At 44.6% G+C, this 14,535-nt stretch carries 11 protein-coding genes; 7 read left to right on the top strand and 4 right to left on the bottom strand.

Annotated features, from left to right (window positions below; translation table 11 throughout):
- Nucleotides 1-2: 2 nt before the first annotated feature.
- Nucleotides 3-413, top strand: a complete 411-nt coding sequence (locus GV030_RS07345; RefSeq protein ID WP_159581311.1) for a hypothetical protein — start codon at nt 3-5, stop codon at nt 411-413.
- 131 nt (nt 414-544) lie between these two features.
- On the opposite strand, the gene acnA is transcribed toward GV030_RS07345, so the two are convergent.
- On the bottom strand, nt 545-3,280 hold the full coding sequence (gene acnA, locus GV030_RS07340; RefSeq protein ID WP_159581309.1) for an aconitate hydratase AcnA: 2,736 nt from the start codon (nt 3,278-3,280) through the stop codon (nt 545-547).
- A 216-nt stretch (nt 3,281-3,496) separates the two neighbouring features.
- Here acnA and GV030_RS07335 point away from each other — a divergent pair, with 216 nt between their 5' ends.
- Both GV030_RS07335 and GV030_RS07330 read left to right on the top strand, forming a co-directional pair.
- On the top strand, nt 3,497-5,764 hold the full coding sequence (locus GV030_RS07335) for an aconitate hydratase (protein ID WP_159581307.1): 2,268 nt from the start codon (nt 3,497-3,499) through the stop codon (nt 5,762-5,764).
- 112 nt (nt 5,765-5,876) lie between these two features.
- Nucleotides 5,877-6,698 carry a pseudouridylate synthase gene (locus tag GV030_RS07330; RefSeq protein ID WP_255465203.1) on the top strand — a complete coding sequence of 274 codons (822 nt, stop codon included), beginning with the start codon at nt 5,877-5,879 and terminating at the stop codon, nt 6,696-6,698.
- Here the strand turns inward: GV030_RS07330 and GV030_RS07325 are convergent.
- Both GV030_RS07325 and GV030_RS07320 read right to left on the bottom strand, forming a co-directional pair.
- On the bottom strand, nt 6,695-7,108 hold the full coding sequence (locus tag GV030_RS07325; protein WP_159581305.1) for a putative toxin-antitoxin system toxin component, PIN family: 414 nt from the start codon (nt 7,106-7,108) through the stop codon (nt 6,695-6,697). The two genes, GV030_RS07330 and GV030_RS07325, sit on opposite strands and share 4 nt — an antisense overlap.
- Before the next feature lie 255 nt (nt 7,109-7,363).
- Nucleotides 7,364-8,362: an acyl-CoA reductase gene (locus GV030_RS07320; protein WP_159581303.1), complete on the bottom strand. Its 999-nt coding sequence runs from the start codon at nt 8,360-8,362 to the stop codon at nt 7,364-7,366.
- 82 nt (nt 8,363-8,444) lie between these two features.
- On the opposite strand from GV030_RS07320, the gene GV030_RS07315 reads away from it, so the two are divergent.
- Nucleotides 8,445-8,789, top strand: a complete 345-nt coding sequence (locus GV030_RS07315) for a 4Fe-4S dicluster domain-containing protein (protein ID WP_159581301.1) — start codon at nt 8,445-8,447, stop codon at nt 8,787-8,789.
- Between the two features lie 165 nt (nt 8,790-8,954).
- Nucleotides 8,955-10,529: a DUF6377 domain-containing protein gene (locus GV030_RS07310; RefSeq protein ID WP_159581299.1), complete on the top strand. Its 1,575-nt coding sequence runs from the start codon at nt 8,955-8,957 to the stop codon at nt 10,527-10,529.
- 3 nt (nt 10,530-10,532) lie between these two features.
- On the opposite strand, the gene GV030_RS07305 is transcribed toward GV030_RS07310, so the two are convergent.
- Nucleotides 10,533-11,477 (bottom strand): LysR family transcriptional regulator, encoded by a 945-nt coding sequence (locus GV030_RS07305; RefSeq protein WP_159581297.1) that lies wholly within the window; start codon nt 11,475-11,477, stop codon nt 10,533-10,535.
- A 108-nt stretch (nt 11,478-11,585) separates the two neighbouring features.
- Between GV030_RS07305 and GV030_RS07300 the strand changes: the two genes are divergently transcribed.
- Together GV030_RS07300 and GV030_RS07295 are read left to right on the top strand one after the other, a co-directional pair.
- On the top strand, nt 11,586-12,215 hold the full coding sequence (locus GV030_RS07300; RefSeq protein WP_370519058.1) for an HPP family protein: 630 nt from the start codon (nt 11,586-11,588) through the stop codon (nt 12,213-12,215).
- 288 nt (nt 12,216-12,503) lie between these two features.
- Nucleotides 12,504-14,483, top strand: coding sequence for a glycoside hydrolase family 97 protein (locus tag GV030_RS07295; RefSeq protein ID WP_159581295.1), 1,980 nt, complete (start codon nt 12,504-12,506; stop codon nt 14,481-14,483).
- Nucleotides 14,484-14,535: the final 52 nt, after the last annotated feature.

Raw genomic sequence — 14,535 nt, 5'->3', positions numbered from 1 at the left:
TCATGAATAGACTATTAAATTATATAATCATAGCAGCAATGGCCCTGGTGGCCGTTGCTTGCGCTGACCCTGAGGATCCTAGTCCGACTAAGATGGCTTATGGAGATTGGTATGTACTGGAAGTCTACGTTAATGATCAGGTTAATCCTTCGGATGTTATCCAGAGGTTTACCCTGGAAAGAGACGGTAGCTACATACTGGTAGACGAAAACGAATTTGCAACTGTGGGAACGTGGGTAGCTACTGATGCGGCGCTTACGTTATCAGGTGCAGATGGCTCTGTGATGGATTTCACAATTGAATTTCAGTCTTATCAGAAAATGCGTTTGTTGCAAACCATTGAAAGTCCTTCGGCAGGTACCATTGAGATCCGGTACTTGATGAATAAGGACAGCGATGGATCAACCTACTAAGTAGAATTATTATGTTTTTTTCAAAAAAGGCCGATGGAGAGATCCATTGGCCTTTTTTATTTTTAATAGAGCAGGTGAGAGTGTATCAGATAATCCAAATCGGTAATATAATTAGTGCTCAGCCCTTAGGATTACCCTTTCAGGAAATGACGAAGTACGTAGTTAAGAATGCCGCCGTGTTTATAATACTCGACATCCACACCAGAGTCCAGCCGTAGTTTGGCTTGGAATTTTACCACATCACCTTGCGGGTTTGATGCAGTGATGTCAACAATCTTTCCGGGAGTGAGGTCCGTGGAGATCCCATGGATATCGAAGGTCTCATCTCCCTTCAGGCCCAGCGTGTCCTGTGTTTCACCCTCCATAAACTGAAGCGGCAGTACCCCCATTCCCACCAGGTTCGATCGGTGGATGCGTTCATAACTTTCAGTGATGACTGCCTTTACCCCGAGAAGGGTTGTTCCTTTAGCGGCCCAGTCTCTGGATGATCCCGAACCATATTCTTTACCTCCTATCACAATCAGGGGAGTGTCCGTTTTTTGATATTTCATGGCCGCATCGAATACCGTCATTTCCTCTCCCGTGGGATGGTAGATGGTCCAGCCACCTTCTTTCGTGGCAAGTTTATTTCTAATTCGCACATTGGCAAAGGTGCCTCGCATCATCACTTCGTGATTTCCTCTTCTCGACCCATATGAATTGAAATCTTTTGGGGAGACCCCATGTTGCGTCAGGTAGAGGCCGGCGGGATGCTCGGGTAAGAACTTACCTGCCGGAGAAATGTGATCTGTGGTGACCATGTCTCCCAGTTGGAGTAACACCCGTGCCCCTGAAATATCCTGTGGTGTAGGGACCTCTTCAGAGATGTTTTTGAAAAATGGTGCTTCCTGAATGTAGGTTGATTGTTCGTCCCATTCATAGATATTGCCTACCGGAGCCTTTAGTTTCGTCCAGGCTTCATCTCCATCGAAGATGGTTTCATAAGTTCGCTTGTAATCCTCAGGAGTTACCACCACATCCATGATTTCATTGATCTCCTGCTGAGATGGCCAGATGTCCCGCAGATAGACCTCTTGTCCATTGGGGTCTGTACCTAAGGGTTCATTGTTCATGTCGAAATCCATCCTGCCGGCAATGGCATAAGCTACGACAAGCATTGGGGAGGCCAAAAAATTCATTTTGACGTTGGGATGAATGCGCGCTTCGAAATTTCTATTTCCTGAGAGTGCAGAACACACCACCAGATCGTTTTCTATGACAGCTTTCTGAACTTCCGGGATCATATCCCCTGAGTTACCTATACAGGTGGTACAGCCATAGCCTACAGTATGAAACTTGAGCCCCTCCAGGTAGGGTAGAAGTTGTGCCTTGGTGAGGTAGTCAGTGACTACTCTTGAGCCAGGTGCCAAAGATGTTTTTACCCATGGTTTCACATTCAGGCCACGTTCAATAGCTTTCTTGGCCACCAAGCCAGCACCGATCATCACACTTGGATTTGATGTGTTGGTACAAGAAGTGATGGCAGCAATTACTACCGCTCCATCTGATAGGTTATAACTGATGTCATCCTTTTTCAAAGGGACACTGCGTATGCCCGATGACACAGTGACCGGCTCGGCGGTAGTGCCCCCTTCATTGGCCCAGTTGCCGGAGCGTTCCATCACAGGGATATAGGTACGACTGTGAGATTCCTTCAGCAGGTCTATGATCTGTGATTTGGCATTCTTTAGTAATATCTTGTCCTGTGGTCTTTTTGGGCCAGATATGGTAGGCTCCACAGTGCCAAGATCGAGCTCAATCTGGTCGGTGTATTGAATGTCATCCTGTGGATTTCTCCAAAGCATGTTTTCTTGTGCGTAGGCTTTCACCATTTCCACATGCGCTTCGGATCGATTGGTTTTCAGCATATAGGCCAGGGTCTGATCGTCGATTGGCCAATGGGTATCGGTGCAGCCAAACTCCGGCGACATATTGCTGATGGTAGCCCGGTCAGGTACGGTCAGGTGCTCCAGGCCAGGCCCGAAGATTTCTACTATTTTTCCAACTACTCCGTAATCTCTCAGCAACCGGGTGACGGTGAGTACCAGATCTGTGGAAGTCGCTCCTTCACGCATCTTGCCGGTGAGTTTCAGTCCGATGACTTCTGGTAAAATCATGTAAATAGGCTGACCCAACATGGCAGCTTCAGCTTCGATACCACCAACACCCCAGCCAAGTACACCAATGCCATTGACCATCGGGGTATGTGAGTCAGTTCCTACCAGGGTGTCAGGAAACAGGTACCCATCTCGCTCGATCACTCCCTTTGCCAGGTATTCCAGATTTACCTGATGACATATACCCATGCCCGGAGGGACCACACCAAAATTCGTGAAGGCTTTTTGCGCCCATTTCAGAAGCTTATATCGCTCATCGTTACGTTGGTATTCCAGATCCACATTTTTCCGGTAGGAGCTCTGAGTGCCAAAATACTCCACCATCACAGAGTGATCGATGACCATATCAGCCGGGACCACAGGGTTGGTCTTCTCAGTGTCTTTACCCTTTCTTGCTACCTCAGAGCGTATGGATGCTATATCTACTACTGCCGGGACTCCTGTGAAATCCTGCATCAATACCCTCGCAGGGGAATAAGGGATATCATCTTTACCCGCAGTTTTTTGCCATCCGAGTAGGGACTCCAGGTGTGCTTCGGTCACAGAAAAGTTATCATAGTTTCGAATGGCATTTTCCAGTAAGATCCGAATGGCATATGGAAGTGATTTTACCTCACTTCTTTTCTCCGAAAGGGCCTTTAGAGAAAAGTACTTGTGCTTGCCAAGTGGGGTGGAAAGCTCTCTTTGGATTCCAAAAATATCTTGAGTCATGGTTGTTGAATTTTAAGTTGGTTCAAGTATGATCTTTCAGAAAGTTACAGAACGTGGAAGCTCCTGCATGATATTAACACTGTTCAAATCAATCTGTTACATTAAATGCAAATTATGTATGTAATGGAAGAAATAGATTAAACGAATTGAGCCAAACATTTTAAAAGTTAAATAACTTTGGATGAATAAAAATTAAAGCATTAAAATCATCATCCTATGGCATTTGATATAGAAATGATCAAAAAGGTCTATGCGAGTATAGGCGAACGTGTAAATAAGGCAAAAGAAGTAACCGGAAAGCCACTCACACTGGCTGAGAAGATTTTGTACAGTCACCTGTACGAAGGCAACCCTTCTGAATCTTTTAAGCGAGGAGAATCTTATGTCGATTTTGCACCAGATCGAATCGCTTGCCAGGATGCGACCGCCCAAATGGCACTGCTGCAGTTTATGCAGGCCGGAAAAAGCAAAGTAGCTGTGCCTACTACAGTACATTGCGATCACCTGATACAGGCGAAGATTGGAGCGGCTTCTGATTTGCAAAGTGCACTCAATAGCAGTAACGAGGTATTCAACTTTTTGGAATCTGTATCAAACAAATACGGGATTGGTTTCTGGAAGCCAGGTGCTGGTATCATTCACCAGGTGGTATTGGAAAATTATGCATTCCCTGGGGGAATGATGATTGGTACCGACTCACACACCGTGAATGCAGGCGGCCTGGGTATGGTGGCTGTAGGGGTCGGTGGAGCCGATGCTGTGGATGTGATGGCTGGAATGGCCTGGGAGCTGAAATTCCCAAAACTCATCGGTGTGAAACTGACAGGAAAGCTGAACGGATGGGCTTCACCGAAAGATGTGATTTTGAAAGTGGCAGGTATTCTAACTGTAAAAGGAGGTACTGGTGCCATTGTTGAATATTTTGGCGACGGAGCTAAGAGCATGTCATGTACAGGAAAAGGCACCATCTGTAATATGGGTGCAGAGATTGGAGCTACCACTTCCACTTTTGGATATGACGAGTCTATGGAGCGCTACCTCAGAGCCACAGGCAGAAGCGAGGTAGCTGACCTAGCCAATGGGGTGAAGGAGCATTTGACTGGTGATGATGAGGTTTATGCTAATCCAGAGCAATATTTCGATCAGGTGATTGAAATCAACCTATCAGAGTTGGAGCCGCATGTCAATGGTCCATTTACGCCTGACTTGGCAACTCCTATTTCAGAGATGGCGGCTAAGGCTGCTAAAAACGACTGGCCAACAAAAGTAGAGTGGGGCTTGATCGGATCATGTACCAATTCTTCTTATGAGGACATCTCCAGGGCCGCATCTATTGCAGAGCAGGCTTTGGCCAAAGGGCTCAAACCAGCAGCGGAGTTTGGTATCAATCCGGGTTCTGAGCAGGTAAGATTTACCGTGGAGCGAGACGGATTCCTTAATACTTTTGAGAAACTAGGTACCAAGATATTTACCAATGCCTGTGGGCCTTGTATAGGTCAGTGGGACCGTGCAGGTGCTGACAAAAAGGAGAAAAACACGATTGTTCATTCGTTCAATAGGAATTTTTCTAAGAGGGCAGATGGTAATCCTAATACCCATGCTTTTGTGACTTCACCTGAGATGGTGGCTGCGATCGCCATTTCGGGTAATCTTGGCTTTAACCCAATCACCGATACTTTAACGAACGACAAAGGAGAGCAGGTAAAGCTTGATCCTCCTACTGGCTGGGAACTGCCAGAAAAAGGATTCGATGTGGAAGATCCTGGCTACCTGGCACCTGCCGAAGATGGATCTGGTGTTCAAATCAAGGTAAATCCTGATTCAAAAAGACTTCAACTTCTGGAGCCATTTGCGCCGTGGGATGGGAAGAACATCACCGGAGCGAAGCTTTTGATTAAGGCCAAAGGGAAATGTACTACTGATCACATCTCTATGGCAGGTCCATGGTTGAGGTTCAGAGGTCATTTGGATAATATCGCCAACAATACTCTGACGGGTGCGGTGAACGCATTCAACGACGAAACAGATAAGGTGAAGAGCCAGCTGGATGGTACTTACGCGGGTGTGCCCGACACACAGAGAGCCTATAAGGCGGCAGGTGTACCAACGATTGTTGTGGGGGATCATAACTATGGAGAAGGTTCATCCAGAGAGCATGCGGCTATGCAGCCAAGACATTTGGGGGTGAAAGCTGTATTGGTGAAGTCTTTTGCACGTATTCATGAGACTAACCTTAAAAAGCAAGGGATGCTGGCTTTGACCTTTGCGAATGAGGCAGACTATGACAGAATTCAGGAAGCGGATACTTTTGATTTTGTGGATCTGACTGAGTTTGCACCAGGAAAACAGTTGACCATAGTAGCAAAGCATGAGGATGGTTCTTCGGATACCATTAAGGTGAATCATACTTATAATGCAGGGCAAATCGGCTGGTTCAAGGCTGGATCGGCACTAAACCTGATCAAATTACAAAACAACTCCTGAGGTTAATTCAGGATCAAATATAAGGAAGGGCTGTTTCGAGTAGAGACAGCCTTTTTTGCTTCAATGAGGCTCAGGTCGCTTAAATCACCTGAGAGGTTCATGGGTTTGGTTGGTGATTGCTCTACTTTTGCCTTACAGAGAAACACACTTTCATCACGTGATCGGATCCAGTCCAACTAAAGACCACTTCTTTATTACCTTCCCCCGACCCATCAGCGAAGATGAATTACCGGAGCACTTCTCAGATCCTTTTTCCGATGAACCACACCCACTTTGCATATTGGCCGCTGAAAAACTTCAGAAGTATCTGCGTCAGCAGGATTGGGAGCACAATTTTGGTTTGGAAAGTGAGCGGACAGAAAATGTGATAGGGAAGATGTTTGGCGTACTGGTGGTCCGCACCGCGGAAGGTGAAATCGGATATCTTTCAGCTTTTTCGGGAAAAATGGGTGGTAAAAATCATTACCCAGGATTTGTTCCGCCGGTTTATGATGGTCTAAAAGAGGGTAGTTTTTTGAACCTTGGGATGCAGGAGCTCACCCGGATCAATCGGGAGATCGAGCAATTGATGGAGTCTCAACCTAACGATCATATGGAAAAGATTGACGCGCTGAAAGATCTGCGGCGAAGTAACTCCATGGCCTTGCAGGACAAAGTATTTGATCATTACCATTTCCTCAACAAGGATGGCAAAGAGAAGAGTCTGAGGGATCTTTTCCCGAATAATCCTCCGGGAGGAGCGGGAGAATGTGCCGGGCCAAAGTTACTCCAGCATGCCTTTATTCATCATATGCAGCCATTGGCCATGGCAGAATTTTGGTGGGGACAATCACCTAAGTCAGGATTTTGGAAGCATCGCCAATTTTATCCGGCTTGTCGTCAGAAGTGCGAGCCCATTTTGGCACACATGCTTTGGGGCACGAAGATCGTTTAGTGAAGACTCATTTCTTCCATGAAATCACCATATGATACGATTTTGGTGTTATTTATTACTCCGATGGAGAGAAGATCGTGATCGCCTGTAAGCAGGTAGTTGGCATTACCATCGATGCATAGATTTATGAGGAAATCATCATTTTCATCACGACAAAGGTGTACATCTGACTGAATCTCAATGAGCTCAGAAAATTCTTTCATGAATTGAAGGATTCTATCCAAATCGGATTCATTAAAATATGATTTGAATTTAGGTCTTTTGGCTACCTCAATAAATTCTGTTAGCAACTCAGAGGAAAAGAGCAATTTTATCTTATTGCTATTGATAAGGGTTTCGAGAAAGGAGTATTTCCGAGTAATTAGGAAAGAAATCCAGAGGTTTGTATCGACTACAACCCTATTTATCATTTCTTGATTTCCGAACACGTTTCACTTCCAGGGATATCTCTTCCAAAGAAAGCTCAGAGTCAGACTTTGATCGGATCCTCTCTAAAAAAGTTGAAAAGTTGGATTCTTCATTACTTTGAAAGGCAATTAAGTTCAAGTCGGCCAAATCCTGAAGGAGCTTTTTGGCTTTAGGATTTAATATGTCAATTCGGATAGATTCCATAGAATAAAGATAGTAATTTCCGGATCAAGCTAACTCTTGACATCCTAGAGTTATTAAAGATCCTTTAAAAACGCAACCGTATCCACACCGTCTGCATAATCCCAAACCTCAGGGGTTTGTGCTTGCCCAAAAGGCGTATGTCCCTTCCCTACGATGCATTGTAGCTTGTCTGCATTGGCTGCTAGTTTGGTGTTCAGCGTTTCAAGGTTCTCATATTCCTCTGCATATAGAATGGAAATAGGGGAGACGAGCTCCTCGGAGGGTTGCCACAACAAAAAACCATTGTCCAGGTGCTTCACTCCATTCACCAGCAAGATGGACTTGTGATAGTCGTAATTGTTGCGGTATTTATTGTGATCTCCCAGGTAGTTTAGCGCTTCGTTGGCTTCAAAAAAGCCTCGTGGATCGTAATTTGTTGGTACAAAAACCTTTGAGACATTTCTACAGCCAAGTCCGAAATACCAGAAGATGTCTTTCCCCAGTGCCTTTAACTCTGTTTCTGTTTCGCTGCCATCCAGTATGGCTACAGAGGTTCGGTTTTTACGAATTACCCGGGGGTGATTGCGAAAATAGTACTCAAAATAGCGTGCGGTATTGTCACTGCCAGTGGCGATCAGCGCATCAATAGCCGTCAGACGTTCTCGTATTTCTAGGTTCTTTTTAAATCTGGGCTCTATTTCCAGGAGCCAGTCAATCAGTAGCTTTACCAGATAGGTATCCTGACTACTCGTTTTGATGGTCGCGAAATGGCCAGTGACGAGCACAGAAAGCAGGTCGTGAAAACCTACCATAGGAATATTTCCGGCCATGATGATTCCGGTGATTTTTGGCACCTCTGGAGAAAGTGGTTCATAAGGCTCCAGCCATTGCTGGAGTTTCTCTTTTTTCAGCATAAAAGCAATGCCTTCGAAGGCCCTCGAAACATTTTCTTTGGTGAACCATTGGTTGTGCAACTGAGCTCTTCGGGCATATTCCTCCAGAGAATCGTTGGAAATAGCCCGAATTTTGTCCCCTAATATTGAAAATGCTTCAATTCTTTCTGATAACGTCATTTAATTGTCAGTTACTTTTGTGCGCAAACTTATTGTAGATAATTTTGTTCACTGTTGTTGTACAACATAAATAGTAGATAGAATGGCAATTATGATCACAGACGAATGCATCAATTGTGGTGCATGCGAACCAGAATGCCCTAACACGGCCATCTATGAAGGTGGTGTTGAATGGAAATGGTCTGACGGTACTGATCTGAAAGAGGTAGAAATGGAGGATGGATCTGTCATTGACGGATCTGAAACCCAGGAACCTGTTTCAGACGAGTTTTATTACATCGTTTCAGGAAAGTGTACAGAGTGTACGGGCTTTCATGAAGAACCGCAGTGTGCCGCTGTCTGTCCTGTGGATTGTTGTGTTCCCGATCCTGATTACGAAGAAACTGAAGAAGAGCTGACCGCCAAGAAAGAGTGGTTACACGTTTAGATACATTACAAAAGCGGCTCTGATTGAGCCGCTTTTTTTTTGGATATTCTGGAAGCTGAAGAGGTTGATAAAAAGGTAAACCTGAAATTTGGTTAGCTTTAGCACCAAATGAGATCAAGTGAGACCCCAAGCTTATGGTTAAGAGGTTTGTTGTGCATTTTGTGCATGCTAGCTGTCTTTACCTTGGTGGCTCAGCGGCAGCCTACCCAGCTGCAATTGCTGGATGAAGCGCTAAGTCATAAGGAACAGTTTGTCAAAGAGAAGCAGGATGTGATCTTGAGGCTCAAAAAGAGATTGAGGGCCAATCCCAATGCCAGTCTGGAAGTGAAATTTGAGATCAATGATGCACTTTATAATCAATACCGCAGCTTTATCTATGATTCCGCTTTTGGCTACGCCAAGCGGCTGATTAACCTCGGTTATCAAATGAATGACCCGGATCGAATTGGTTATGCCAAGACACAGATGGGTTTCATTACACTCTCTGCTGGTATGTTTAAGGAAACCTTTGATACCCTCAATACCGTCAGGATCAGTGATTTGACCGAGCCAAATAAATTGGAATACTATGCGTTGATGGCTCGTGCGCTTTATGATAATTGTGACTATAACAAAGACGCCAATTACTGCGAGATTTATATAAGAATGGCGGATAAGTACATTGACTTTGCTACCAATCTGTCCGATCCGGAATCATATAATTTTCTTTACCTAAAAGGCCTTCATAACCTTCGTGAGCAGAGATCTGATGAGGCGATTAAGTATTTGAATAAGCTGCTGGATGGTGGCCTCAAACTTACGACTCATCAATTTGCTATTACAGCTTCCACTTTGAGTTATCTCCACCTGAAACTGGGGGATACCACTCAGGCTATTAACCTACTGGTGGATGCCTGTATCTCTGACATCCAGTCGGCTACCAAAGAAACCCTGGCAATGACCCGGTTGGCCGAGCTTTTATATATGTATGGTCAGGTGGAGGAAGCCTATAAGTACATCAACCAAAGTATGGATGACGCTATTTTTTATGGTGCTAAGCAGCGTAAAAGTGAAGTAGGGGCTATCTTGCCTGTTATTGCTGCATCCCGGCTCAATTATATCGACAATCAGCGCAAAACCCTTTTGGGGTATTCCATAGGTCTGACCATCCTCTCTGTTCTTACCATCATTTTTGCATTGAGTACGCTTTTTCAATTCCGAAAACTGAGGAGGCAGGATCTGGTAATACGACAGACCAATGAAAACCTGACTGCTGCAAATGGCATGCTTTCAGAGGCTAATAAGATCAAAGAGGAATACTTGGGTTATTACTTCAATATCAACTCAGAATACATCGAAAAAATCGAAAAATTTAAACGCTCAGTGGATCAAAAGTTAATTTCTAAAAAGTATGAAGAGATCAGGTTTGTGATGAGCAGAATTGATCTTAAAAAGGAGCGGGAGGAGTTATATTATAGTTTTGATAAGGTGTTTCTTAAGCTTTTCCCGGACTTTGTAGCCACTTTTAACTCCTACTTCAGTGAAGTAGATCAGGTCAAATTGGAAAATGACCAGCTTCTAAACACTGAGCTGCGCATTTTTGCTTTGATCAGGATGGGCATATCTGACAGTGATAAACTGGCCAAAATTTTAGGGTACTCTGTTAATACGATTTACGCTTACAAAAATCGCGTGAAGAGTAAGGCACTGATCCCCAATGATGAGTTTGAGCAGAGGATCATGGAGATAGAAGCTACCTAGCGATTATTGATTGAAACTCATTTCCCGCACCGGTTTGTCCGTCACCCTGTTTTCTGGAAATTCTTGTGCAATAGACTCCTCAAAATTGCAAATAAAGTCAGTGAAGTGCTTTTTAGAAAGATCTTCATTTCTCATGACCAGAAATAGTGAGCGTTTTAATCCATTTCTACTAATGGGTTTGAATACGAGTTCTTTTTGGTAAATGACGTGTTTGAGGGTCCATTTGGGAATGCAGGTAATCCCCATGTTGGCATTGATCATTTCCAGACTGACTTCTGTTAGTGGGATGGCACTGATCTTCTTTGGCAGCACATCATTGGGCTTGAGATAGGTTTCATATACAGAAACAGTCTCCAGAGGAAAGGAATGGATGAGTAAATGCTGATCAGTGAAGTCCCTGGCTTCAAGATATTCCCTTTGGCTCAAAGGATTTTCCTTGTGCATGACAGCAAATAGCTCGTCCTGCAATACTTCCACACTGGACAAAGACTCCAAACCAGGTTGGCGGGTGACCATCGCTATGTCCACCTCATACGAAAGAAGCTTTGATAAGGGTTGGTGGGTGGCGTCAAAGTTGAGATCAATGGAGATCTGAGGATACAAAGCGGACATTCTTTGGAGAAAGGATGGAAAGAGTAAATAGAACGAGTAGCATTCGCTGCCCGCTTTAATGTTTCCTCCGGTACTTTGGCTGAAATGTTTAATCTGCATGAGTTTTTTATCGACTGAATTCAATACTGAAGTGGCCAAATGATAGAGCTCCTGACCTTCTTCAGTGAGTTCCCATTCTTTTCGGTTTCTGATGAAGATTTTAACACCAAGATTCTCTTCAACCGAACGGAGTTGATGACTTAAGGCTGATTGGGTGAGAAAAAGTCTTTCCGCCGAATTGGCAATGTTACCCTCGTCAGCGATGGCTTTGATGAGTCTGAAGTGCTTGAGTTCCATACTTCAAAAATATGAAATTCGGGGATGTGTTATGATGATTAAATTTCAGGGTCGGGTCAAATATTGTTCAGTTTTAGAGAAACCGCTTTGCTGTAAACTCGGATACTTTTGCAGGCTCAAAGACACGGGATGGTGAGCAAACGGATAAAAAGAAACTTCAGAGTGGTGAAGTATGTGATTTATAAAGAAACCCTTGTAGACTGGCATGAGCATATGTGGTCTTTTGTGGGCTCATTTGTCGGCATAGGTCTGATTGCCTGGGCCCAGGGTGTTCATTTTGCAGGAGAGGATGGTGTTTTTTTGATTGGTTCGTTTGGAGCATCAGGTGTACTGATCTATGGGGCTATCCAAAGTCCGCTGGCTCAGCCAAGAAATCTCATTGGTGGCCATGTGTTGTCGGCTTGTATTGGAGTGGCTATCAGTCAGGTTTTTGGTAGCAATATTTCGCTTGGAGCTCCTTTAGCGGTGGCACTATCGATTATTTGCATGCAAATCACAAAAACGATGCACCCTCCGGGTGGAGCCACAGCCCTTATTGCGGTCATTGGTTCTGAGCGTATTTTGGATCTGGGATGGCTCTATGTGGTATTTCCCGTTTTCAGCGGAACGATGATTCTCTTCGTGGTTGCACTTGTGTTTAATAATGTCACCCCAAAAAGGAGCTACCCGACAAACTCACGTTTCACCAGGGTATTCAAGAAAACGATTTTGATGCAGTTCAAATCCAATTCCCTCTAACAAATCCCATCGAGATACTTATCTCAAGCCTCGTCACTTATAATGGATCGATGATGCACCACGGTTAAGGCTATATGGTATTTATATTTTCAGAATTAGTCTAAGCTGTTATCTGTCTGTTTTTCAGGTTTTTAAAAGATTTAAACCTCGTTTATTTTCTATATCCAACACTTCTTTTTTGAGAATCTCTTGTAAGTAAAACTCTTTTGTCAAGTGTATCACCGGCAGTCAAATCACCCTGGTTCCGGAGCCAGATACATTTTTTGATTAACCCAAAACTGACAAAGAGTGAAGATCATTATTACAGGAATTTGTTTACTATTTCTTTTAGGTGGATGTTCGTCTGACATCATCATCTCTTCTCCAAGCGGCAGACTACAGGTTATTTTCAGAATTAATAATGATGTTCCATTTTATGAAGTAAAGCGTGATGGAGAAGCAGTGGTACTTGAATCTCCCTTGGGGTTTGAGTTGCAGGATGAACCATCTCTGACGGGTAATTTCAAAATAGTCAAGATCAACGAATTCACGCTTGACGAAACCTGGTCTCAGCCTTGGGGCGAGGTGAAGAACATTCGAAACCATTACAATGGGATAACCATTACCCTTCAGGAAAAATCAGATCTTCAGCGCTTATTGAAGATCACCTTTAAGGTGTATGATGATGGACTTGGCTTTAGGTATGAGTTTCCAGAGCAACCCCATCTGACGGACTTTGTGATCACTGACGAGCTTACTGGCTTTATCATGGCCAAGAACATGAGCGCATGGTGGATTCCTGCCTATGGAGATGAGATCGATTCTGAATTTTTGTTTTCCAATGACCCTTTGAGCGAGCTCAGTGAAAAGGTTCATACTCCGCTCACAATGGAATATGAGGATGACCTGTTTGTAAGTATTCATGAAGCAGCTCTGGTGAATTATCCGGCCATGACTCTGGAGCCATCCAGACAGCTGCTCAGTTGTGATCTGGTGCCCTGGGCTTCCGGTATCAAAGCTGAAGTAAGTGCCCCGTTCAATACACCCTGGAGAACGATTCAGATTGCAGAAAAGGTCGGTGATCTTATTACTTCCTATCTGATTCTAAATCTAAATGAGCCTAACCGGCTGGAGGACTTGTCCTATATAACCCCAGGTAAATACAATGGGATATGGTGGGCGATGCACCTGAATAAGTACACATGGAGTCAGGGGCCAAATCATGGAGCTGCAACAGCCAATGTGAAAAAATATATCGATTTCGCTGCTGAAAATGATCTTTCAGGGGTACTCGTAGAGGGTTGGAATGAAGGCTGGGACTATGACTGGAGTGAGGGTCGATTTGAGTTTATGCGTCCTTATCCTGACTTTGACATTGAAGAGCTTACGGAGTATGCGCGTGAGCGGGGTGTTGGGCTTATTGGTCATCATGAGACTGGTGGTAACATCATCAATTATGAGCGCCAGCTTCCGGATGCATTTGCCTATTATCAAAAATATGGAGTTCATAGCCTCAAAACAGGCTACGTAACAAGAAGGCCGAATGGCGAGCACCACCAGGGCCAATTCATGGTACGCCATTATCAACGAGTGCTGGAGATGGCTGCTGCCCACCAGATTGCTTTGGATATCCATGAACCCGTGAAGGCTACCGGGCTGAGAAGAACTTATCCGAACCTGATGACCCGGGAGGGTGCCCGTGGTGCGGAGTATGAAGCGTGGAGCGCGGGAAACCCGCCGGAACATACGGTGATATTGCCTTTCACCAGGTGTCTGGCGGGTCCTATGGACTATACACCCGGAATATTTGATATCCTGATTCCCTCCAATCCGGGACATAGAGTACACACGACATTGGCCAAACAACTGGCCCTTTATGTAACCATCTATAGTCCATGGCAGATGGCTGCAGATTTACCCGAAAACTACATCGGACATCCTGCACTGCAGTTTATCCGCGATGTGCCTACTGACTGGGAAGAAACCCGGGTGTTGAATGCCAAAATAGGAGACTTCATCACTGTGGTAAGGAAAGATCGGCACAGTGACGACTGGTACCTGGGGAGCACAACCGATGAAAACCCAAAGTCATTGCCCGTAAAGCTGGATTTTTTACTGCCCGGTCGCAGGTACATAGCAGAAATGTATGCAGATGGTCCATCCGCCAGTATGGAAGATAACCCACTGGAGATTTCCATTGACCGAAAGGAAGTGACTTCTACCCAAAGCATCGACCTCAATCTGGCTCCGGGTGGAGGGCAGGCCATTCGGTTCCACCTGTTGGAATAAAGAAAATAAGACCAGCATTCATGGAAACATGAATTTATACCAACTCAAACGC

Source organism: Marinoscillum sp. 108 (genome assembly GCF_902506655.1).
GTDB lineage: Bacteria > Bacteroidota > Bacteroidia > Cytophagales > Cyclobacteriaceae > Marinoscillum > Marinoscillum luteum.
The sequence above is the reverse complement of the archived record's forward strand: the minus strand, read 5'-3'. Positions and strand labels throughout refer to the sequence as shown.

What these genes read in the sequence shown, in the direction of transcription:
- GV030_RS07310 (WP_159581299.1), top strand. Translation starts at nt 8,955, where the DNA reads ATGCTAGCTGTCTTTACCTTGGTGGCTCAGCGGCAGCCTACCCAGCTG.
- GV030_RS07345 (WP_159581311.1), top strand. Translation starts at nt 3, where the DNA reads ATGAATAGACTATTAAATTATATAATCATAGCAGCAATGGCCCTGGTG.
- GV030_RS07325 (WP_159581305.1), bottom strand. Translation starts at nt 7,108, where the DNA reads ATGATAAATAGGGTTGTAGTCGATACAAACCTCTGGATTTCTTTCCTA.
- GV030_RS07305 (WP_159581297.1), bottom strand. Translation starts at nt 11,477, where the DNA reads ATGGAACTCAAGCACTTCAGACTCATCAAAGCCATCGCTGACGAGGGT.
- acnA (WP_159581309.1), bottom strand. Translation starts at nt 3,280, where the DNA reads ATGACTCAAGATATTTTTGGAATCCAAAGAGAGCTTTCCACCCCACTT.
- GV030_RS07320 (WP_159581303.1), bottom strand. Translation starts at nt 8,362, where the DNA reads ATGACGTTATCAGAAAGAATTGAAGCATTTTCAATATTAGGGGACAAA.
- GV030_RS07315 (WP_159581301.1), top strand. Translation starts at nt 8,445, where the DNA reads ATGGCAATTATGATCACAGACGAATGCATCAATTGTGGTGCATGCGAA.
- GV030_RS07335 (WP_159581307.1), top strand. Translation starts at nt 3,497, where the DNA reads ATGGCATTTGATATAGAAATGATCAAAAAGGTCTATGCGAGTATAGGC.